This is a genomic window from Nocardiopsis sp. Huas11, from assembly GCF_003634495.1.
Lineage (GTDB): Bacteria > Actinomycetota > Actinomycetes > Streptosporangiales > Streptosporangiaceae > Nocardiopsis.
This window is the reverse complement of the sequence record NZ_RBKY01000001.1, coordinates 1,486,463-1,507,626: the sequence shown is the minus strand read 5'-3', so window position 1 is coordinate 1,507,626 and position 21,164 is coordinate 1,486,463. Positions and strand designations below refer to the sequence as shown.

The 21,164-nt window shown below is 71.1% G+C and carries 14 protein-coding genes and 1 pseudogene; 5 read left to right on the top strand and 10 right to left on the bottom strand.

The window, feature by feature from the left end; all coding sequences use genetic code 11:
- Window positions 1-124: 124 nt before the first annotated feature.
- From DFP74_RS06710 to DFP74_RS06685, 6 genes are all read right to left on the bottom strand, one after another.
- Window positions 125-1,549 carry a non-reducing end alpha-L-arabinofuranosidase family hydrolase gene (locus DFP74_RS06710; RefSeq protein WP_121180904.1) on the bottom strand — a complete coding sequence of 475 codons (1,425 nt, stop codon included), beginning with the start codon at window positions 1,547-1,549 and terminating at the stop codon, window positions 125-127.
- Between the two features lie 618 nt (window positions 1,550-2,167).
- Window positions 2,168-3,700, bottom strand: a complete 1,533-nt coding sequence (locus tag DFP74_RS06705; RefSeq protein ID WP_121180903.1) for an Nramp family divalent metal transporter — start codon at window positions 3,698-3,700, stop codon at window positions 2,168-2,170.
- Window positions 3,701-3,991: 291 nt separating this feature from the next.
- On the bottom strand, window positions 3,992-6,145 hold the full coding sequence (locus DFP74_RS06700; RefSeq protein ID WP_121180902.1) for an acetate--CoA ligase family protein: 2,154 nt from the start codon (window positions 6,143-6,145) through the stop codon (window positions 3,992-3,994).
- A gap of 4 nt (window positions 6,146-6,149) precedes the next feature.
- Complete coding sequence (gene frc, locus DFP74_RS06695) at window positions 6,150-7,379, bottom strand: formyl-CoA transferase (RefSeq protein WP_121180901.1); 1,230 nt, start codon at window positions 7,377-7,379, stop codon at window positions 6,150-6,152.
- A gap of 17 nt (window positions 7,380-7,396) precedes the next feature.
- On the bottom strand, window positions 7,397-9,100 hold the full coding sequence (locus DFP74_RS06690) for a thiamine pyrophosphate-binding protein (protein WP_121180900.1): 1,704 nt from the start codon (window positions 9,098-9,100) through the stop codon (window positions 7,397-7,399).
- 140 nt (window positions 9,101-9,240) lie between these two features.
- Complete coding sequence (locus tag DFP74_RS06685) at window positions 9,241-10,638, bottom strand: MFS transporter (protein WP_121180899.1); 1,398 nt, start codon at window positions 10,636-10,638, stop codon at window positions 9,241-9,243.
- A 151-nt stretch (window positions 10,639-10,789) separates the two neighbouring features.
- Here DFP74_RS06685 and sucC point away from each other — a divergent pair, with 151 nt between their 5' ends.
- From sucC to DFP74_RS06670, 3 genes are all read left to right on the top strand, one after another.
- The gene (gene sucC / locus DFP74_RS06680) at window positions 10,790-11,956 is read left to right on the top strand and encodes an ADP-forming succinate--CoA ligase subunit beta (RefSeq protein WP_121180898.1); all 1,167 of its coding nucleotides are present in this window, start codon (window positions 10,790-10,792) and stop codon (window positions 11,954-11,956) included.
- Between the two features lie 133 nt (window positions 11,957-12,089).
- Window positions 12,090-13,028 carry a succinate--CoA ligase subunit alpha gene (sucD, locus tag DFP74_RS06675; RefSeq protein ID WP_121180897.1) on the top strand — a complete coding sequence of 313 codons (939 nt, stop codon included), beginning with the start codon at window positions 12,090-12,092 and terminating at the stop codon, window positions 13,026-13,028.
- A complete protein-coding gene (locus DFP74_RS06670; RefSeq protein WP_121180896.1) occupies window positions 13,025-14,572 on the top strand; it encodes an aldehyde dehydrogenase family protein in 1,548 nt (515 codons plus the stop codon). Before sucD ends, DFP74_RS06670 begins: the two co-directional genes overlap by 4 nt.
- Before the next feature lie 295 nt (window positions 14,573-14,867).
- Here the strand turns inward: DFP74_RS06670 and DFP74_RS06665 are convergent, their stop codons facing one another.
- Window positions 14,868-15,299 carry a transposase gene (locus tag DFP74_RS06665; RefSeq protein ID WP_233570839.1) on the bottom strand — a complete coding sequence of 144 codons (432 nt, stop codon included), beginning with the start codon at window positions 15,297-15,299 and terminating at the stop codon, window positions 14,868-14,870.
- A 52-nt stretch (window positions 15,300-15,351) separates the two neighbouring features.
- Between DFP74_RS06665 and DFP74_RS06660 the strand changes: the two are divergent.
- Together DFP74_RS06660 and DFP74_RS06655 are read left to right on the top strand one after the other, a co-directional pair.
- Window positions 15,352-15,567 (top strand): annotated as a pseudogene (locus DFP74_RS06660) (trypsin-like serine protease); the annotation flags it as partial.
- Between the two features lie 105 nt (window positions 15,568-15,672).
- Entirely contained in the window at window positions 15,673-16,827 is a 1,155-nt protein-coding gene (locus tag DFP74_RS06655) for a hypothetical protein (protein ID WP_147453825.1), read from the top strand.
- A gap of 140 nt (window positions 16,828-16,967) precedes the next feature.
- On the opposite strand, the gene fdhD is transcribed toward DFP74_RS06655, so the two are convergent.
- The 3 genes from fdhD to DFP74_RS06640 all read right to left on the bottom strand — a co-directional run bounded on the left by fdhD (window position 16,968) and on the right by DFP74_RS06640 (window position 20,983).
- Window positions 16,968-17,849: a formate dehydrogenase accessory sulfurtransferase FdhD gene (gene fdhD, locus DFP74_RS06650; protein ID WP_121188081.1), complete on the bottom strand. Its 882-nt coding sequence runs from the start codon at window positions 17,847-17,849 to the stop codon at window positions 16,968-16,970.
- Between the two features lie 112 nt (window positions 17,850-17,961).
- Window positions 17,962-18,933, bottom strand: a complete 972-nt coding sequence (locus DFP74_RS06645; RefSeq protein WP_121180894.1) for a 2Fe-2S iron-sulfur cluster-binding protein — start codon at window positions 18,931-18,933, stop codon at window positions 17,962-17,964.
- Window positions 18,934-18,994: 61 nt separating this feature from the next.
- Window positions 18,995-20,983 carry an NAD(P)H-dependent oxidoreductase subunit E gene (locus DFP74_RS06640; protein WP_121180893.1) on the bottom strand — a complete coding sequence of 663 codons (1,989 nt, stop codon included), beginning with the start codon at window positions 20,981-20,983 and terminating at the stop codon, window positions 18,995-18,997.
- Window positions 20,984-21,164: the final 181 nt, after the last annotated feature.

Here is a 21,164-nt window from a genome sequence, read left to right as displayed (position 1 = left end):
CCGGTTTTCCCGTGTCCGGGGCGTGGGAGCGACGGTGCCGTGATGTCGACTCCGGGTCCGTGTCCCGTGGGGATGTCCACGGGACACGGACCCGGGAGGGGTGAAGCGTTGCCGGCGCCCCCGGTCAGCGCTGGAGGGTCAGCAGGCCGGGACGGTAGGGCAGGAGACCGTAGTCGCCGCCGGCGTCGGGGGAGATTCCCTGGTAGAGGAATCGCATGTCGCAGGCGTCGATGGTCATGGTCTGGTCGGGGTCGGTACGGATCAGCTCGCCGTGACTGATGCTGTCGGTCCAGGTGGCGCCGCTGTTGGCCCGGCCGGCGAAGGGGTCGCTCTCGGTGGTGGCCTGTGGTGTCCACGTGCCGTCCAGGCTGGTGGCCGTGAACGAGCGGAAGTAGCGGTCTCCCTGCGCCCCGATCGCTTCGACGATCATGAGGTACTGGCTCTGGCCCTGGACCCTGTAGACCTGAACCGCTTCGAACAGGTTGTTGGTGCTGTCGGACATGATGGTCGTCGAGGTCGAGCCGAAGCTGCCCGGGAAGTCGCCGATGGGCATGCTGGCCCGGTAGATCCTGCCGTTGTCCCCGGCGAAGAACAGGTACATGTCCGTGTCGTCGCCGATGAGCGCCTGGTCGATGGGGCCGGTGGAGGAGTCGGCGATGCTTCCGTCGAAGAGCGTCTGCGCCGGCGACCAGCTGTTCACGTCGGTGGGATCGGTCGACGTCCGGTAGGAGAAGGCGGGCCCGCCCCACTGGTAGGCGAGCACCCAGATGTCAGCGGGCTCGAAGTAGAAGAGCGAGGGTGCGACGGCGGAGAAGGGCATCGGGTTCTGGCCTGCCGAGGCCATGCCGGACCAGTCGTCGAAGAGGTCGAAGTTCATCGAGCCCCATGACGTTCCCGTGTCATGCGTCGTCCCGTAGACGAGGTGCCGACCGTTGTAGGGGGCGTGGGTGAAGTCCTTGAGCGAGACCCATCCCGGTCCCGGCTGCGCCAGCGGCCCCGTCGAAGACCAGTCGTAGGTCGAGGGGAGAGCGCAGGTGTCGCTCGGCCCCTCGTCGTCGACGCGGACGAGTTGCCACTGCTGGTTGCCGCCGCCCCAGTCGTCGTACTGCACGATGTCGGCGCCGTCGGCGTCCGAGCCGCCCTGGACCTCCACGGCCTTGCCACTGTGCCGGTTGACCAACCGGACGTAGCCCCCGGGTGAGTCCTCCAACCGGAACTGCTGGTTGGCCTGGTCGAAGTCGGTCCACTGGACGATGTCGGCACCGTTGGCGGTCGACCAGTTGTGGACGTCCAGCACCTTGTCCGAGATCCGTGACCGCAGCCGGTAGTAGCCGTCGCCGGAGTCGACGAACCGCCACTGCTGCTGGTGCTGGTCGTTGCGGGGCCACTGGGTGATCCGCGCCCCGTTCTCGGTGGCCTGGTCGTACACGTCCAACGCCTTGCCGCTGTCCCGGTTCACCAGCACGTACCACGCGTCGGTGTCGACCGTCGCCGCCGTGGCGGGCGTCGGCACCAGCACGGCACCGGCGCCGCCGACCACCATGGCCATGACACCGGCGATGACGATGCGCAGTAGCCATCCTCGCGGCCGTGGGGGCGGCGCGATCGGAGACCTTCTCGTTGTAGACATCATTCTTCCTCCACGGGCCCGGGGCGCACGGCCCACCCCAGAGGGGGTCCACCGCGAGTCCCGGCCCTGCGCTCGGGGGGTGTTAGCGCTAACAAACGGGGGGTCCGGCACGTGTCCGATTCAGGCTCCGACACGGCAGATCCGCCCGAAAGCCAGGGCGTCGTTGCCCTTGCCGTTGAATCTGAGCGATGGCGTGCCGGAAGTCAAGAGAAGATTTCGAGATCGATATCGAAAGTTTCGGACCGTGGTCGGTGTTCGGCCCGGGAGAGATCTGGGGCTCGGGATCGCGTGGCCGCGGGTCGTGGTCGTCCCGAGCCTCCACAACTGCGAGGGCTTCCGGCTCGGCCCAGGCCGCGCCGGTCGAAAAGGGCTGCGCGGGAGCATCCAGTATCCGGCACCGGGCCGGGCCGAGATCACGCGGGGCCTCGCGGCGGCGGTGGCGGTGCCTCCCGCGGAAGGGCGGACCGTGGGCGCGCGGGCGGCCCCCGGCGAGATGCGCCGCCAGGGGCCGTCCGTGTGTGGGAGGTGCGGTACCCGTCAGCCGAACAGCGGCTGCAGGTACTCCAGATAGATGATGTAGACGCTGATGCCGAGGAGACCGATCACACCGGTCCATGCCCAGGCGAACATCCACTTGGGGGGCAGGAACGGCGCGTCCTCGGCGGTGAAGTTGTCCTTGACGGCCTTGATGTTGAGCCAGAACAGCACCGGTGAGAACAGCAGGGCCAGGAACGACGCGATCTGCACCACGAGGATCGGCTCGGGCAGCCCGAAGATGATCGCGGTGCCCGCCACCAGCCACATGACCTGGAAGCCCCGGTAGATGAGCTTGCGGATGCCGGGGGTGTCCCACGAGCGGCGCAGCCGAACGCACACCTCCTCGAAGATCCGCGCCTGGCCGTCGAAGTAGGTGAAGACCGTCGACCACAGCGCGGCCACGCCGCCGGCGATGATGATCGGGAAGATCCACGCGCCGAACGTGTCGGTGTAGATGCTCGCGATCGTCAGGCCCATCTCACTCGACTCGGGAACGATCCCGCGCGGGTTGAGGACCACGGCACCGACGATGAGGAACGCCATCCCCGTGACCATGGAGATCACGTAGGAGATGTTCATGTCGCGCTTGAACAGCTTCAGGTGGTTGCGCAGGTAGTTCGGGGCCAGCTCGACCTGGTACCCCTCCCGCTCCAGCTCACGGACGCGGACCATGCCGCTCTTCTTGTCCACGGCCCAGTTGGACTGCATGGGCGCGACCTCGACGGTCGTGGGGAAGTACCCCCACATGGCGCCGAAGAGCAGGAGCGCGCCCACCGGCGGGAGCGTGGGCGCCAGCCGGGTCAGGTACTCCCCGGGCGGCGGGCTCTGCAGGAAGAAGGCCAGGAGCACGCACGCCGCGAACACGATGATGGCGATCTTGACCGCGAGTTCCAGTGCCTTGTACTTGCCCGCCCACAGGACGGCGAGGCTGGAGAGCAGGACGAGGACGGCCCAGGCGGTGATCGGGAGGAACGGGAAGGCCGCCCACAGCATCGCGGCGGCGCCCAGGGCCCTGCCCGCGATGCCGAAGGTGTTGGCGAGCGACTGGAAGCCCAGGTACCACAGGGGCCAGTTGCCGCGCCCCTTGCCCGTGCGCTCGTAGGCCTCCATGACGCTCTCGCCGCGCACCAGCGTGTAGCGGTGCGCGAACTCGAAGGCGCAGTACTTGAGCAGGTAGGCGAACGGGATGACCCACAGGAGCGCGTAGCCGTACTGCGCTCCGGCCGTGGGTCCGTGCATGATGTGGCTGGCCCCGATGCCGGTCATGGCCGCGGCGATACCCGGGCCCATGGCCCGCCAGGTGTCGCGCACGCCCGTGCCGGGGGCTTCGAGGCGGATGGTCTTACGGGGAGCGTCCGCGGGAGGCGGCTGCTCGGCGGAGCCGGGTGGCTGGCCGGCGCCCGCCGGGCCCGAGGGCACGGTGGAGGGGTCCGGCTCGGTGGAGCGCTGTGCGGGGATCTGCGGGCGGTCGTAGGTCTTTTCGGACCGGGGCTCGGTGCCCGCCTGTTCGGAGGGATCGGGGGGTGGGGTCATCGGGAGACTCCCTCGTCTACTTGTTACATGTGTGTTTCACTGCCCCCAACAGCCCCCAGGGACACGCTTCTCCTCTCGTGGAACGACCGGGGCGGCTCCCGGTGGTACGGACGGTGACGACTGGTTTCGGAGAGCACACGGCGGCATCGTCTGGTATCCGAAACTGAGGGGACGAGGGGGGTGCCCCGGCCAAGGGCCCCCTTCGTCCACCATCGCCCTGACGGGCTTCGCGGGGGGAGGGCCACCACCCTCGGCCGACGCCTCCGGCGCGGCCCTCCCCCCGACCCGCGATCAGAGCAGGCCGGCCGAACGGGCCCAGCGGTACTTGGCGCCCAGCACCTTCACCGGCATCTCGGTGGTGTAGGGGTAGGCGACGATCCCGTGGTCGAACAGCTTGGCGCTGGCGGCCTCCACCTCGGTGTCACCCGAGAGCGAGGCCACGATCGGCTTGTCGATCCCCGCCGCGCGGGCCTTGGTCGCCACGTCGATCACGACGTCGGCGAAGACCAGCGGAGGGGTGACGATGGTGTGCCAGTAGCCCAGGACCAGGGCGTGCACCCGGGGGTCCTCCAGGCCGAGGCGGATGGTCTTCTCGTAGGTGGAGGGCGGCTCGCCGCCGGTGATGTCCACCGGGTTGCCGGCCGCGCCGAACGGCGGGATGAAGGCGCGGAAGGCCTCGTCCAGGTCCGGCGGGATCTCGTACAGCGACATCCCGTTGTCGACCACGGCGTCGGAGAGCAGCACGCCCGACCCGCCCGCCCCGGTGATGATGACGATGTTCTCGCCGGCGGGGGCGGCCATGACGGGCAGCGCCCGGCCGTACTCCAGCAGCTCGGTCAGGCCCGGTGCGCGCACCACGCCCGCCTGGCGCAGGATGTCGTCGTAGACCTTGTCGTCGCCCGCGAGCGCGCCCGTGTGCGAACCCGCGGCTCGGGCGCCGGCGGAGGTGCGCCCCGCCTTGAGCACGATGACGGGCTTCTTCGGCACGACCTCCCGGGCGGCCGCGACGAACGCCCGGCCGTCCTTGAGGTCCTCCAGGTGCATGGCCACCGCGTTGGTGTTGTCGTCCTGGCCGAAGAAGGTGAGCAGGTCGTCCTCGTCGATGTCGGCCTTGTTGCCGACTCCGACGATCGCCGAGACGCCCGTGCGGGTGCTGCGGCTGTAGCCCAGGATCGCCATGCCGATGCCCCCGGACTGGGAGGTCAGCGCGGTGCCCCCGGCCACGTCGTAGGGGGTGCAGAAGGTCGCCGAGAGCTTCTGCGGCGTGTAGTAGTAGCCGTAGATGTTGGGGCCCAGCAGGCGCACGCCGTGGCGGCGCGCCACCTCCAGCACCTCCGCCTGGAGCTCGTGCTCACCGGTCTCGGCGAAGCCCGACGGGATGAGGATCGCGCCGGCCACGCCCTTGCGCCCGGCGTCCTCCAGAGCCGCCGCCACGAACTTGGCGGGGATGGCGAAGACCGCCACGTCCACGTCGCCGGGCACGTCGGTGATCGAGGCGTAGGCCGTCCGGCCGTAGACCTCCGGGGCCTTGGGGTTGACCGGGTGGATCTCGCCCTCGTACCCGCCGTCGACGATGTTGCGGATGACGGAGTTGCCGATCTTGCCCGCCTCGTTGGAGGCGCCGATGATCGCGATCGAGCGGGGCTTGAAGATCCGCTCCATCGACTCCAGAATCTCCTCGCGGGAGAACTTGCGCGGTCCCTCGGCGGGCTCGAAGTCCAGGACGAAGCGCAGGTCGGCGGCGATCGCGCCGTCCGGGGACGCGAACACGGGGTTGAGGTCGGCCTCGGCGATCTCGGGGAAGTCCGCGACCAGGTCGGAGAGCCGGACCAGGACGTCGGCCAGCGCCTCGCGGTCCACCGCGGGGGCTCCGCGTACTCCGTCGAGCACCTCGGCCGTGCGGATGTCGCCGATCTGGGACAGCGCCTCCTCACGGGTCAGCGGCGCCAGCCGGAAGGCCACGTCCTTGAGGACCTCCACCAGCACGCCGCCCAGGCCGAACACGACGACCTTGCCGAAGGTGGGGTCGGTGGTGGCGCCGATGAGCACCTCCAGGCCGCCGCCCACCATCTGCTGGATCTGCACGCCGTCGATGCGGGCGTCGGCGTCGTAGGCCTGGGCGTTGGCCACGATGCGCTCGTAGGCCGCGGTCACCGCCTCGGGGCTGTCCAGGCCCACCTCGACGCCGCCGGCGTCGGTCTTGTGCAGGATGTCGGGGGAGACGATCTTGGCGACCACGGGCAGGCCCAGCTCCTGGGCCAGGGCCGCGGCCTCCTCGGCGGAGGTCGCCAGCGCCTCCCCGGGTACGGGGATGCCGTAGGCCTGGGCGAGTGCCAGGCCCTCCGGCGCGGTGAGCGCTGTGCGGCCCGCCGCGCGTGCGCGGTCCAGGACCTCGCGCACGGCGGCGCGGTCGTGGTCGGACCGCTCGGGGGTGTAGACGGCCATGGGTCTAGATCACTCCGTTCGATGAGAGTTCGGCCAGCTCGTCGGCGGTCAGGCCCAGTTCGCCGCCGTAGACGTCCTCGTTGTGCTCGCCGAGCAGGGGGGAGCGTTCCACGTCCACCGGCGAGTCGGAGAGCCGGATGGGCGAGGAGACCGTGTGGTACTCGCCGCGCTCGGGGTGCTCGACCGTGGTGACGACCCCGTTGGCGCGCAGCGTGGGGTCCTCGATGATCTCCCGGGTCGACAGGATGGGCCCGCAGGGGATGTTGTGCTTGTTCAGCTCGGCCAGGACCTCCCACTTGGGGAGCCCGATGGACCACTCCTCGATCAGGGAGAAGACCTTGTCGAGCTTGTCCAGGCGGGCCTCCGGCGTGGCCCACTCGGGGTCCTCCACCAGTTCGGGCCGGCCGATGAGCGTGGTGATGGGCGCCCAGCCGGGAGGCTGGATGATGACGTAGACGTAGTCGTTGGGGCCGCCGGGCGCGGTGCGCACCGCCCAGCCGGGCTGTCCGCCGCCGGAGGCGTTGCCCGAGCGGGGGACCTCGTCGCCGAAGTCCTCGTTCGGGTACTCCGCGAGGGGCCCGTGCTCCAGCCGCTGCTGGTCGCGCAGCTTGACGCGGCACAGGTTGAGGACGGCGTCCTGCATGGCGACCTGGACGCGCTGGCCCTGCCCGGTGCCGGTGCGCTGGAGCAGCGCCGCGAGGATTCCGGCTACTGTATGCATCCCGGTGCCCGAGTCACCGATCTGTGCGCCCGTCGCCAGGGGCGGTCCGTCCTCGAAGCCCGTGGTGCTCATCGAGCCGCCCATGGCCTGGGCGATGACCTCGTAGGCCTTGAAGTCGGCGTAGGCGCCGGGTCCGAAGCCCTTGATCGAGGCGTAGACCAGCCGGGGGTTGGCCTCCTTGAGGACCTCCCAGGTGAACCCCATCCGGTCCAGGGCGCCCGGTGCGAAGTTCTCCACCAGGACGTCGCTGCGCCGGACCAGGTCGAGGAAGATCTCCTTGCCGCGGTCGCTCTTGGTGTTGAGCGTGACGCTGCGCTTGTTGGAGTTGAGCATCGTGAAGTACAGGCTGTCCACGCCGGGCTTGTCGCGCAGCTGGCGCCGGGTGATGTCGCCGGTGACCGCCTCGACCTTGAGGACGTCGGCGCCCATCCAGGCCAGGATCTGAGTCGCCGAGGGACCGGACTGGACGTGTGTCATGTCCAGGACGCGGATCCCGTCGAGTGCCTTGCCCATGGGTTCTCCTTCCCGGGCTACTTGTACATCGTCTGGTTCATGGTTCCGGGCGCGTAGACCTCGGGGTCGATCCAGACGTTGATCAGGGAGGGCTTGCCGGACTCACGGGCACGGCGCAGGGCCGGCGCGATGTCGGCCGGGTCGCGTACCTCCTCGCCGTATCCGCCGAGCATCTTGGCGAACTCCGCGTAGTTGACGTCGCCCAGGGTGTTGCCGATCTCGCCGCGGTCGGCGCCGTACTTGGCGATCTGGCCGTAGCGGATCTGGTTCATGGAGGAGTTGTTGCCGACGATCCCCACGAAGGGCAGGTTGAAGCGGACCAGGGTCTCGAAGTCCCAGCCGGTGAGGCTGAACGCTCCGTCGCCGAAGAGCGCGACGACCTCCTTGTGCGGCAGGGCCTGCTTGGCCGCCATGACGAACGGGATGCCCACGCCGAGGGTGCCCAGGGGGCCCGGGTCCATCCAGTGGCCGGGCGACTTGGGCTGGACGACCTGGCCGGAGAAGGTGACGATGTCGCCGCCGTCGCCGACGTAGATGGAGTCCTCGGTGAGGAACTGGTTGATCTCGTTGACCAGGCGGTAGGGGTGGATCGGCGTGGCGTCGGAGGTGAGCAGGTGGGCGCGCTTGTCGAGGGCCTCCTGCTCCTTGGTGCGCAGCTCCTCCAGCCAGGGCTTGCGGGCCTGGGCGCCGGTGTCGCCGTAGCCCGACGTGGCCTGCAGGACGGCGGACAGGATCGCGTCGGCGTCGCCGACCAGCCCGAGGTCGATGTCGCGGTTCTTGCCGACCGTCGCGTAGTTCAGGTCGATCTGGACGACGGTGGCGTCGGGGGAGAGCCGCTTGCCGTAGCCCATGCGGAAGTCGAACGGGGTGCCGACGATGATGATGAGGTCGGAGTTGGTGAAGGCGTAGCGGCGGGAGAGCTGGAAGTGGTGGGGGTCGCCGGGGGGTAGCGTGCCGCGTCCGGCGCCGTTCATGTAGGCGGGGATGTTGAGCGCGCGGACGAGCTCGATGGAGGTGTCGGTGGCCCGGGTGGTCCACACCTGGTTGCCGAGCAGGATGCTGGGGCGCTCGGAGCGCACGATGAGGTCGGCCAGCCGCTCGATGTCGGCGGGGTCGCCGAGCTGGCGGGTGGAGGCCCGGTAGCGGCCCTTGGCGGGGATGCGGGCCTTGTCCAGGGGGACCCGCGCGTCCAGGATGTCGCGGGGGATCTCCAGGAAGGACGGCCCGGGGGCGCCGCTGAGCGACTCGCGGAAGGCCATGGAGACCAGGTCGGCCACGCGCTCGGTGTGCGGCACGGTGGCGGCGAACTTGGAGATCGGGTTGATCATGTCGACGTGCGGCAGGTCCTGGAGCGAGCCCATCTTGTGCTGGCTGAGCGCGCCCTGGCCGCCGATGACGAGCATCGGGCTCTCCGCGCGGTAGGCGTTCGCGATGCCGGTGACCGCGTCCGTGGTCCCGGGGCCGGCGGTGACGACGGCGCAGCCGGGTTTGCCGGTGATGCGGGCGTAGCCGTCCGCGGCGTGCGCGGCGACCTGCTCGTGGCGGACGTCGATGACGTCGATGCCCTCGTCGACGCAGCCGTCGTAGATGTCGATGATGTGTCCACCGCAGAGCGTGTAGATGACGTCGACGCCCTCGGCCTTGAGCGCTTTGGCCACCAGGTGGCCGCCGGAGATCGTGGTGTCGCTACTGGTGCTGGTGTTGGGTGTGCCCTCGGCCATCGGTGCGACGACCCCTTTCGTGCGGGTTCCGTGCTGATGTGGGTGCTTGTGTCGGTGCTCGTGTGATGGCTGAGCGACCGGGTGGGGGATGGTGAACGGGTGAGTGTCTTCTGTAGGCGGGATACTGTATACCGTCTGCGTCACATTGGAGCACGCCGCCGCCCCGCTGTCCAGATCTTCGGCCGGATCGGCAGTGTTCGGACCGGGAACGGGCGACGCAGGGCACCCGTGAGCAGGGCCGCGAGCGCGAGCGCCACAGCGGCTGTGAGCAGCCAGGACGCCGCCGCGGGCGACGGTGCCAGTGCCAACAGCGCCACGGCCGCACCCACGCCGAGCAGCCCGCCGACCGCCTTGGAGCTGTGGACCAGACGGGGGATCCCCGCCGCGCGGTCCGACCCGAAATGGGCCTCCGTGACGGCTCGGCTGAGCGGATAGCAGGAGCCGGTTCCGGCGCCCGCCACCGCCGCCAGCACCACCAGGAGCGCGGTCGGGCCGGCGTCGGCCACCACGGCGAGGCCGGCCAGGGCGAGCGCGGCGGCGCCCAGTGAGGCGGCGAGCAGACGGCGCCGTCCGGTCCGCTCCACGGCGGCCCCGGAGGCGATCCGGCCCAGGCCGCTGGCGGCGGCGAAGGCCGTCACCACGGCGGCGGTCTCCGCGGCGGGGCGGTCCGCCGCGACCAGGACCAGCGGCAGGACGGCGATGGTGAACAGGCCGCCCGCTCCGGACAGGGCCACGACGGCGTGCAGGGCCGGAAGCGAACGCCCGCTGGCCCAGGCCTGGGCGGTGCTGAAGTCGGCCGCCGCCGGCGGGTCGGCGTTCCCGCGCAGCGCGACCGCGCGGGGGTCGGCCCCGGGCGGCCACCACCGGCGCGGGGCCTGGCGCTGGCCGATGCCGCCCGCCAGGCCCAGGAGCAGGACGGCCGCGGCGAGCACGGTGGTGGCCGTGGGCAGCGGTGCGGGGGACGGGGCCAGCGCGAGGGCGGGCAGCAGGGGGACCGCGCCGAGCGCGAAGGCGCCGCCGACGGCGCCGAAGCGGATGCCGGGGCGGTCGGGGAACCAGCCGCCGACCAGGTCGGCGCAGGAGTGGTAGACGAGCCCGGCGCCCACGCCGCCCAGGACGCCGTAGGCCAGGGCGGCGGGAAGCGGAGCCGACACGTGGCCGAGGGCCACCAGCGCGGCGGCGCACAGGGCGGCGCCCGTGCCGATCGACTGGCCCGGGGTCAGCAGGCGCCGGACCGCGAGATGGTGCGGCAGTGGTGCGGTGGCGCCCTGGAACAGTGCCCAGAGCAGGAACGGCACCAGGGCCTGGGCGGGCGACCAGCCGTGCGTGACGACCAGGGTGGGCACGGCGGCGCCGTAGCCGAACTGCAGCACGCCGATCGCCGCGACGGCGGTCAGGGCGCGGGTGAGGACGATGGGGCGCGGGAGGCCGGTGAGCACGCGTGCGGTCGGACCGACGCGATAGCTGCGGCCCCGCCAGTCGCGCACGACTTCCGGGTGATCGGGATGTGCGGGTTCGGGGGTGGAGTGTCCTGACATGGCGCGACCTCCTTGAATACAGTATGCAAATCTGTGACCGACCTGGGAAGGGGTGGCGCAGGACACATTTTCACCGGAAGGGGTATTGAATACTGCATACAGTATGGAGTACCACTGAAAGAGTCGGGAAACCATGCGACGAGGAGGCACGGTGGATCTCCACGAGTACGAGGCCAAACAGCTCTTCGGTGAGTACGGGGTACGCCTCGTCGAGGGCGAGATAGCCGACACCCCTGACCAGGTCCGGCTCGCAGCCGGGCGCATCGGTCGGCGGGTCGTGGTGAAGGCGCAGGTCAAGACCGGTGGCCGCGGTAAGGCCGGCGGTGTGAAGGTGGCGGACGGGCCGGAGCACGCCCACGCCAGGGCCGAGGAGATCCTCGGTATGGACATCAAGGGCCACACGGTCCGCAGGGTGCTGGTGGAGGAGGCCTCCGACATCGCGGAGGAGTACTACTTCTCCTTCCTGTTGGACCGGGCCAACCGGACCTTCCTGTCGATCTGCTCCGCCCAGGGCGGGATGGAGATCGAGGAGGTCGCGGTCACCGACCCGGACGCGGTGGTGCGGACCCCCGTGGGCCCGGAGGGGGTCGACCGCGCGGCGGCGCTGGAGATCTGCCGCGCCGCGAAGCTCCCCGAGGAGGTGCACGACTGCGCCGCCGCCACGATCGTCCAGCTCTGGGAGGTGGCGGTGGGGGAGGACGCCACCCTCGTGGAGGTCAATCCGCTGGTCCGCACGGCCGACGGGCGGATCATCGCCCTCGACGGCAAGATGACGCTCGACGACAACGCGGCCTTCCGGCACGCCGAGCGCGTGCCCTTCGCCGACGGCTCGGACACCGACCCCCGGGAGTTGCGGGCCGTCGAGAAGGGTCTGAACTACGTGAAGCTCGACGGTGAGGTCGGGATCATCGGCAACGGCGCGGGTCTGGTCATGTCCACGCTGGACGTGGTGGCCTACGCCGGTGAGAGCCAAGGGGTCAAGCCCGCCAACTTCCTGGACATCGGTGGCGGCGCCTCGGCCGAGGTCATGGCCGACGGTCTGGGCATCATTCTGGGCGACCCGGCGGTCAAGAGCGTGTTCGTGAACGTCTTCGGCGGCATCACGGCGTGCGACGCGGTGGCCAACGGCATCGTGCAGGCGCTGGAGCTGCTGGAGTCGCGCGGTGACGACGTCTCCAAGCCGCTGGTGGTGCGCCTGGACGGCAACAACGCCGAGCTGGGCCGCCGGATCCTGACCGAGCGCGCGCACCCCGCGGTGCGCCAGGTCGACACGATGGACGGCGCCGCCGCACAGGCCGCCGAACTCGCCGCCGCGTGAGGGCCCCAGGGGCGCACGCCGATCCGGTGCGTGCCGCTTCGGTGCACGCCGATCCGGTGCACGCCGTTCCGGTGCGCGCCGTCCGGGCGCACGCCGACCACCCCGACCGATCTCGACACTGGAGTGGGACTCCATGGCTATCTTTCTGAACAAGGACAGCAAGGTGCTGGTCCAGGGCATGACCGGCTCTGAGGGCACCAAGCACACCCGCCGCATGCTCGCCTCGGGCACCGACATCGTGGGCGGGGTCAACCCGCGCAAGGCCGGCCAGAAGGTCGACTTCGACGGCGCCGAGGTGCCGGTCTTCGGATCGGTGGCCGAGGGCATGGCCGCCACCGGCGCCGACGTCACGGTCATCTTCGTTCCGCCGAAGTTCTCCAAGGACGCGGTGTTCGAGGCGATCGACGCCGAGATCGGCCTGGCGGTCGTGATCACCGAGGGCATTCCGGTGCACGACACCGCGGCGTTCTGGGCGCACGCCAAGGCCCGGGGCAACAAGACCCGCATCATCGGCCCGAACTGCCCCGGTTTGATCTCCCCGGGTCAGTCGAACGCGGGCATCATTCCGGCCGACATCACCAAGCCGGGGCGGATCGGTCTGGTGTCCAAGTCGGGCACGCTGACCTACCAGATGATGTACGAGCTGCGCGACATCGGCTTCTCCTCCGCGGTGGGCATCGGCGGGGACCCGATCATCGGGACCACGCACATCGACGCCCTGGCGGCGTTCGAGGCCGACCCCGACACCGACGTGATCGTGATGATCGGTGAGATCGGCGGTGACGCCGAGGAGCGGGCGGCCGAGTTCGTCAAGGCGAACGTGACCAAGCCCGTGGTGGGCTACGTCGCGGGCTTCACCGCCCCGGAGGGCAAGACGATGGGCCACGCCGGCGCGATCGTGTCTGGTTCCTCGGGTACGGCCGCGGCGAAGAAGGAGGCCCTGGAGGCCGCCGGAGTCAAGGTCGGCAAGACCCCCACCGAGACCGCGCGGCTCGCCCGCGCCGTCCTCAACGGCTCCGACCAGCGAGAGGAGGCGGGCGCCGGATCCACGATGGCGCCCACGGCCCCATGACAGCGATCCTCAAGCCCGGCACCGACTGGGCCACGCTCTACGAGCGCTGCCGCGCCATCGCCCCCGAGGCCTTCGCCGCCGACCGCGTCCTCAACCGCTGGGGCGGCGAGTGGCGCGCCGACGGCGAACCCCGCAGCGCCCACTCGCCCCTGGACGGGTCGGAGATCGCCGGCCCGCCCATGCTCGACGGCCCCACGGCCGCCAGGGCCGTCGCGGCGGCCGCCACCGAACACCTGGCCTGGACCGGCGTTCCCCTCCACGAGCGCAAGGAGCGGGTGCGCGCGACCGTCCAGGCCTGGGGCGAGCACCGCGACACCCTCGCGCTGGCGCTCGTGTGGGAGATCGGCAAGCCCTGGCGGCTGGCCCGCCAGGACGTCGACCGGGCGATCTCCGGAGTCGAGTGGTACCTCGACGAGATCGACCGGATGCTCGACGGCAGGGTCGCCCTCGACGGCCCGGTCAGCAACATCGCCAGCTGGAACTACCCCATGAGCGTCCTGGCGCACGCGATGTGCGTGCAGGCGCTGGCGGGCAACGGCGTCATCGCCAAGACGCCCACCGACGGCGGCCTGGTCTGCCTGACCCTGGCCGTGGCCCTGGGCGTGCGCGAGGGACTGCCGTTCACCCTGGTCGGCGGCGGCGGGCGCGACCTGTCCCCGTCCCTGGTCCGGGGCCCGGAGGTCGCGTGCGTGTCCTTCGTGGGCGGCCGTGACGCCGGCGGGCGCGTGGCGGCGGACCTGGCCGACCTGGACCGGCCGCACGTGCTGGAGCAGGAGGGCCTCAACTGCTGGGGCGTGTGGGAGTTCAGCGACTGGGACACCCTGTCGGGGCAGATCCGCAAGACCTTCGACTACGCCAAGCAGCGCTGCACCGCCTACCCCCGGTTCGTCGTGCAGCGGTCCCGGTTCGACGCCTTCCTCCAGGCCTACCTCGCGGCCGTGGGCACCGTCCGCTTCGGGCACCCCCTCGCGGTCGCCGACCCCGACGACGACCTGCCCGAACTCGACTTCGGCCCGGTGATCAACGCCGCCAAGGCCAAGGAGCTCCACGACTCCGTCGCCGAGGCGATCGCCGGGGGCGCGGTGCCGCTGTACAGGGGCTCACTGGACGACGCCCTCCTGCTGCCTGGCCAGAACACCGAAGCCTACGTGGCCCCCGTCGCCCTGCTGGAACCGCCGCGGCCCTCACCGCTGTTCCACGCCGAGCCCTTCGGGCCGGTCGACTCCATCGTCCTGGTGGACACCGAGGCCGAACTGCTGGCCGCCATGAACGCCAGCAACGGCGCGCTCGTGGCCACGATCTCCTGCGACGACGCCGACACCGCCGCGCAGTTGGCGACGGGCGTGCGGGCCTTCAAGGTCGGGATCAACCGCCCCCGATCGCGGGGGGACCGCGACGAGCTGTTCGGCGGCCTGGGCGACTCCTGGCGGGGCGCCTTCGTGGGCGGCGAACTCCTGGTCCACGCGGTTACCCGCGGGCCCGCGTCCGAACGCCTGCCCGGCAACTTCCCGCACTACACGATGCGCCCGGAGGCGCGCGACTAGAGGAACCATCCAGGAAGGGCCTGAGGAACCATCCAGGAAGAACGGCCGTTCGGGGGACCACGGGAGGGTCCTCCGGACGGCCTTTTCCGTTACCCGACGTCAGCGGGAACTGGTCGGATCAGGCCAAGGAGGCCCTCTGGCGCCGACAGAACGTCCGCGATAGAGGCGGACCGCCGTGGGAGCGGTTCCTCGTTGCCCGATTCTCGGCCGGTCGCCGGGTCGGTCTTCCCGTTGCTTTGAGTCTCATCGATTCTCAGCATCCCGGGCGTTTCCGCCCAGGAGGTCCGTCACAGGGTCACCACAACGAGAGTTGTCCGGTGTCTTGAGTACGGTGTCCCGTTTCCTTCCGCGTGCGCGGTCTTGCGCCACCTGCCCGCCCCGTACCCGCCGCGCGGCGGGTGCGGGTGGTGCGGGTCTGACGGTCGGCTCCACGGGCCTTCGGCGCTCGCGCGCCCCGGTCTCCGGCCACTCCGGTACCGGTCATGCTGTTCGCCAGTTTGGCGAGATTGCGTGCGGCGTTGACGTCCCGGTCCAACACCAGGGGACACGCGTCGCAGTCGAACACTCGCACATGGAGTGGCAATTTGGTTTTCGTCGCACCACAGTCCGAGCAGGTCCTACTGCTGGCGAACCACCGGTCCGCCGTGATCATGCGACCGCCGTTCCAGGCGGTCTTGTAGGAGAGCTGGCGGCGGATCTGGCCGAAACCGGCGTCCGGCGAGTCCATCACCTCGGTGGCTCCTGCTGGCAGGAGTGGAGGCCCGCTGACGGATCACGCAACAGTTGGCAACCCCCGGGGCCAGCACGTCCACGGCCTGACGCGCACCACGGCCTGCGCCGAGGGCGGTGACTCCGGCGGCTCCTGGCTGGCCGGGACCGAGGCCCAGGGCGTGACCTCCGGCGGCTCGGGCGACTGCACCTCGGGCGGAACCACCTACTTCCAGCCGGTCAACCCGATCCTGGAGAAGTGGAACCTGACCCTGCTCACCGGCTGACCGCCACTCCCGGGGGCCGAGCGCACAAGGCTCGCCCCCCGGGGGGTGTCCGTCACCCTCGCTAAGGTCAGGCCGACCTTCATCAAGACGGCGCAGGGATGGCTCATGGAGATGTGGACCGATGGCACGCTGGTGGTTCAGGCGTGCGAGAGCACCGGCACCGTGCGAGCGCTACGCGACTTCGCGGTGATCGGTGAGTCGAAGGCCGAACACCTTGGCTGGAAGACGCCGCTGGCGGTTGACGTGACCGCTGACCGGATCTGGGCCGGTCACCGTCTCCAGGAGTTCCGGCTGAGTGACGTGTCTCCGGTCGCGACCCATGAGGACAGGGTCTGGCGGGTGGCCGGGCTCGGCGGTGGCCGACTGGCCGCGGTTCTTCCTCCCGTGGACGGGGTCTGCCGACTGGCTGTCGGACAGCCGGGCCGCTGGGAGCGTGAGGTGCCCCTGGACGACCTCGGCGACGCGGCACCCGGGCTCGCGGCGACGGGCGATCGGCCTGTCTCCCGCGCGATCGGCGGCGACCCGACGTTGACCGCCACCGCGGATGGATTGGTCGTCGCCGACGGTCAGCGAGGGGTCGTGGCGCACTTCTCCCCGGACCTGGAGCTGCTGGGACTCTGGTATTCCGGCGGCGCCGACGAAGCCGACCTGACGGGTTACGCCGCGGCTCGCGGGGTTCTCGTGACGGCCCGCTGGGCCGCCCGTGACTCCCGCGTGGGTTGGCTCACGCCCAGCGGGGCCGAACACCTGCGTGACAGCTACAGTGCGTTCGCCATGCCGGCGGGTGACGATCGGGTCTGGTTGGTGGGCGGCTTCAAGGTGGAACTGCTGAGCCACGACGGCACGTCCGTCGCCTCGGCGCGGGCACCGCGCGGCCTCGTCGAGGCCGCACACGCCTCGGGGCCGTGGTGCGCGATCGGTACCACCGACTCCGTGCAGATTTCCGCCGCCACGGATGACCGGATCGCCGTACGCACCATCAGCGTCGGTGGTCTGGTCGACATGGTCGCGACCTTTGACGGAGACTTCAACGACGCCGCCCGGTCGCTGGTGATGGGGGCGATATCACGTCACAGCGCGGGCCACGGCTGCTCCTTCCACGAAGCTGAGGACCATCAGGTGCATGTGCTTCTGCCAAAGGTGCGGCCCGGCGCGGAAGACGACGTCGAGCAGGCAGTACTGGCCGCCGGCGCCACGCACGTCGGCATCGGGGATCCGACGCGGAGCCCGAAGTGCTGCTCTTCCCGGTTGGCGCGGTAGCCGCCGCGTGGCACGGGCGGGCGTGCGGGACCGGTGCGACGAGCCGTTTCCAGCTCGTCTCGTCCTGAGCGGCCCGGAGCCGAAGTAGCGGGGCCGGGTCCGGTCGGCGCAGGGGGCTAGCGCGCTGACCGGACCCGCGTCTACCGACCCGGAACGCGGATCCCCTCGGTGGCCGCAGGGGGCGCGCTCGGCGCCCCCTCCAAAAGGATCCGTTGCCGTCCGGCGTAGACGTTCATGGAGCTGCCGCGCAGGAAACCGACGAGGGTCATCCCCGCCTCCGCGGCCAGCTCGACGGCGAGGGACGAAGGAGCCGATACCGCCGCCATCATCGGGATCCCGGCCATCCAGGCCTTCTGTACGAGCTCGAACGAGGCGCGCCCGGACACCATGAGCACCGTGTCGGTCAGCGGTACCCGGTCCGAGCGCAGCGCCCATCCGACCAGCTTGTCCACCGCGTTGTGGCGGCCCACGTCCTCCCGCAGCGCCAGCAGTTCGCCCTCGGGGGTGAAGAGCGCGGCGGCGTGCAGGCCGCCCGTGCGGTCGAAGACCCGCTGGGCGGCGCGCAGGCGGTCCGGCAGCGCCGTGAGCGTGTCGACCCCGATCCGCAGCCCGTCTCCGGCGACGTCCCACGCGGCCTGCGTGCGCACCGCGTCCAGGCTGGCCTTGCCGCACAGCCCGCACGAGGACGTGGTGTAGAAGTTGCGCTCCAGCGAGGTGTCGGGCGGCGCGACGCCCGCGGCCAGGGTCACGTCGAGCACGTTGTAGGTGTTCGAGCCGTCCTCGGTGGCCCCGGCGCAGTAGCGGATGGCGACCAGGTCGCTCTCGCGGGCGATGACGCCCTCGCTCACCAGGAAGCCCGCCGCCAGGTCGAAGTCGTGACCGGGGGTGCGCATGGTGATGCTGAGCGGGGAGCCGTCCAGCCGGATCTCCAGCGGCTCCTCCACCACCATCGTGTCCACGCGCTCGGACGCCGATCCGTCCTTGATCCTGAGCACCTTGTCGCGAACCGTGACCCGGCCCATGACCGCCACCGCCTTTCGGTGCATCCGCCTCTACTGTGACCGAACAGGGCCCTGCGCGGAACCCTTCGCCGGGTTCTTCGCGGGGCCCTTCGACCCCTGCGCGAGTCCGCCTCTACAGGGGTCCCTTCTCGGAGCCCTTCGCCGAACCCTCACCCCGGCGTTGCACGTGCTGGAAACCGAACCGGCCCTTGATGCACAGGTTGCCGTGGGTCACCGGGTTGTCGTGCGGGGAGGTGACCTTGACGATCTCGTTCTCCTGGACGTGCAGCGTCAGGTTGCAGCCGACCCCACAGTAGGTGCAGATCGTGGTCGTCTCGGTCTGGGCCTCCTCGTCCCAGGTGCCGGCCTGGCGCATGTCGAACTCGGTCGCGAACGAGAGCGCCCCGGTCGGGCACACCTCGATGCAGTTGCCGCAGTACACACAGGCGGAGTCGGTCAGGGGAGCGTCGTGCTCGGTGGAGATCCGGGCGTCGAACCCGCGCCCGGCCACCCCGATGGCGAACGAGTTCTGCCACTGGTCGCCGCAGGCGTCCACGCACTTGTAGCACATGATGCACTTGGAGTAGTCGCGCACGTACAGGTCGTTGTCGATCTTGGGCGGCTGCTCGACCGTGGCCGCCACCGCCCCGTCCCCGGCCTCGTGCTCGCCCGCCCGGCGGGCGTCGCGCTCACCGAGCGGCGCGGGTTCCGCGCGCGGGCCGAACCGGTCCGGCTCCGCCTCGTAGCGGTCCATCCACTCGGGGACCTTCGGGGTGGTGGACAGGTCGACGGAGGAACCGAGCAGCTCCAGGACCAGCTTGCGGCTGTGCCGCACGCGCTCGGAGTCGGTCTTCACGGACATCCCGGCCTCCAGCTTGCGCGAGCAGGCGGGGGCGAGCGTGCGCGCGCCCTCCACCTCCACCACGCACACCCGGCAGGCGTTGCGGGGGGCGAGGGTGTCGCCGTAGCACAGGGTCGGGATCTCCGTCCCGGAGGCCGCGCAGGCGTCCAGGACCGTGGTGCCCTCCGGGACGCGGACCTCCTCGCCGTCGATCGTGGCGTCGATCAGGCGCTTGGGCGGTGCGAGGTGGACGGGGACGGTCATGTGCTCTCCTTCGTCGCCGCCCGCGTGCCCGGGGCGGAGTGTGCTCTGGTGGCTGTGGGCATCAGGAGGTCTGCTTCCCGGCGGTGGCCCCGGTGTCGAACAGCCCGAGCCGGTCCACGGCCGACTCCACGGCGTTCCACGCGGTCTGCCCCAGGCCGCAGATCGAGGCGTCGCGCATCGCCTGGCCGACCTCGCGCAGCAGCGCGACCTCGCTCTCGGTGTCGCCGCCCCGGCTGATGCGCAGCAGCGACTCCTCCTGGCGGACGGTGCCGACCCGGCAGGGGACGCACTGTCCGCACGACTCGTCGCGGAAGAAGGCGGCCACGCGCACGAGCGTGGCGACCAGGTCGGCGGTGTCGTCCAGGACCAGGATCACGCCCGACCCCAGGGTGGTGCCCGCCGCGCGCGCCCCCTCGAAGGTGAGGGGGATGTCCAGCTCGTCGCCGCGCACGAACGCTCCGGCCGCGCCGCCCAGCAGGACGGCCTGGATGCTCCGGCCCTCCGGCATGCCGCCCGCCGCCTCGATCAGGTCGCGCAGGGTGGCGCCGAACGGCAGCTCGTACAGGCCCGGACGGCGGACTCCGCCCGACAGGCAGAACAGCTTCGGCCCGGTGGAGCCCTCGGTGCCGACCGCCGCGTAGGCGGGTCCGCCCATGAGGAGGATCGGCAGCACGTTGACCAGCGTCTCGACGTTGTTGACGGCGGTCGGCTTGCCGAACAACCCCTTCTCGACGGGGAAGGGCGGCTTGGTGCGCGGCTCGCCGCGCTCGCCCTCGATGGAGCCGAAGATCGCGGTCTCCTCGCCGCAGATGTAGGCGCCGGCGCCGCGCCGGATCTCGATGTCGAAGGAGAACCCCGAGCCCAGGACGTCCTCGCCGAGCAACCGGCGTTCACGGGCCACGGTGATCGCGTTCTCCAGGTGGCGCAGGGCCCGCGGGTACTCGCCGCGGATGTAGAGGTAGCCGGTGCGGGCGCCGATCGCGTACCCGGCGATGGTCATGGCCTCGATGAGGGAGAAGGGGTCGCCCTCCATCAGGACGCGGTCCTTGAAGGTGCCCGGCTCGCTCTCGTCGGCGTTGCACACGAGGTAGTGCGGGCCGTCGGCCTGGGTCGCGGTCGCCTGCCACTTGCGTCCGGTGGGGAAGGCCGCGCCGCCCCGTCCGACCAGGCCGGAGTCGGTGACCTCGCGGATCACCCCGGCCGGGCCCAGGCGCAGGGCCTCGCGCAGCGCGGTGTAGCCGCCCTCGGCGCGGTAGTCGTCCAGGCTGAGGGGGTCCACCCGGCCGATCCTGCGGAGCAGCACGTGATGGGGGGCGCCGGCGTCGGGGACGGCGTCGGCGGGGGCGGGCTCGGGGTCGGCGCCGGCCAGCGGGACGGCGTCGAAGGTGGTGGGGGCGGCCGGGTGGTCGCGGTCGGCGGGCCCGGGGAGGGGCCCGTGTCCGTTGGCGGCCTGGCCGTTCGCGTGGCCGTTGGCGGTCGGTTCGGGGGAGGCGGTGGCCAGGGTGTCGAGCGCCTCCGGGGTGGCGGGCGCGGCGACGGCGGACCGGGGGCGGGTGCCGGCCTCGATGGCCAGGGCGGCGGGTGCGCGCTCGCACATCCCCAGGCAGGGGCTCTCGTGCCAGGTCACCTCGCCGTCGTGTCCGCCGGGCGGGCCGAGCCGCTCGGCGATCCGGTCGCGCAGCGGCCCCGATCCCTTGGCGGCGCAGGCGATGTCGGTGCACAGGTGCAGGACCCGTCGGGGCCGCTCCTGGAGCGCGAACATCGCGTAGAAGGAGGCGACGGCGTAGGCCTCGGCCGGGGGGATGGTGAGCCGGCGGCAGACGTGGTCGAGCGCGCCGGGGCTGATCCAGCCGACACGGTCGTTGACCGCGTGCAGCGCGGGCAGGAGGAGGTCGCGCCGGTCGCGTGCCGTGTGGCCGCCCCGGGCGTAGCGCAGGTCGGTGTCCAGCCGGGTGCCGCCGTCCCAACCGGACTCGGGCGGCCCCAGGACGGAGTCGACGGCCTCGCGTTCGGCGTCGTTGGGCGTCTCGTCCAGGAATCTCAGGTCCACGCCTGGGTCACCTCTTCATCGCGTGTAAGCCAGATCCGCGTGTAAGCCAGATCACAGGATTCTGTATGCAGTGGACAGTATGATGTGTACGGACGGATGGCAACCCCCCAGTGTGAACTGGGCGCGATCCGTGTCCGGGTGGGTGGCCTCGTGGCCGCGGCCGCCCACCCCGAGGGACGAA

Bases quoted from the DNA above. Each gene is read 5' to 3' on its own strand.
- DFP74_RS06670 (WP_121180896.1), top strand. From the start codon at position 13,025: ATGACAGCGATCCTCAAGCCCGGCACCGACTGGGCCACGCTCTACGAG.
- fdhD (WP_121188081.1), bottom strand. From the start codon at position 17,849: ATGGGCCGGGTCACGGTTCGCGACAAGGTGCTCAGGATCAAGGACGGA.
- sucD (WP_121180897.1), top strand. From the start codon at position 12,090: ATGGCTATCTTTCTGAACAAGGACAGCAAGGTGCTGGTCCAGGGCATG.
- DFP74_RS06705 (WP_121180903.1), bottom strand. From the start codon at position 3,700: ATGACCCCACCCCCCGATCCCTCCGAACAGGCGGGCACCGAGCCCCGG.
- DFP74_RS06710 (WP_121180904.1), bottom strand. From the start codon at position 1,549: ATGGCCATGGTGGTCGGCGGCGCCGGTGCCGTGCTGGTGCCGACGCCC.
- DFP74_RS06655 (WP_147453825.1), top strand. From the start codon at position 15,673: ATGGAGATGTGGACCGATGGCACGCTGGTGGTTCAGGCGTGCGAGAGC.
- DFP74_RS06685 (WP_121180899.1), bottom strand. From the start codon at position 10,638: ATGTCAGGACACTCCACCCCCGAACCCGCACATCCCGATCACCCGGAA.
- DFP74_RS06690 (WP_121180900.1), bottom strand. From the start codon at position 9,100: ATGGCCGAGGGCACACCCAACACCAGCACCAGTAGCGACACCACGATC.
- DFP74_RS06645 (WP_121180894.1), bottom strand. From the start codon at position 18,933: ATGACCGTCCCCGTCCACCTCGCACCGCCCAAGCGCCTGATCGACGCC.
- frc (WP_121180901.1), bottom strand. From the start codon at position 7,379: ATGGGCAAGGCACTCGACGGGATCCGCGTCCTGGACATGACACACGTC.
- DFP74_RS06665 (WP_233570839.1), bottom strand. From the start codon at position 15,299: ATGGACTCGCCGGACGCCGGTTTCGGCCAGATCCGCCGCCAGCTCTCC.
- DFP74_RS06700 (WP_121180902.1), bottom strand. From the start codon at position 6,145: ATGGCCGTCTACACCCCCGAGCGGTCCGACCACGACCGCGCCGCCGTG.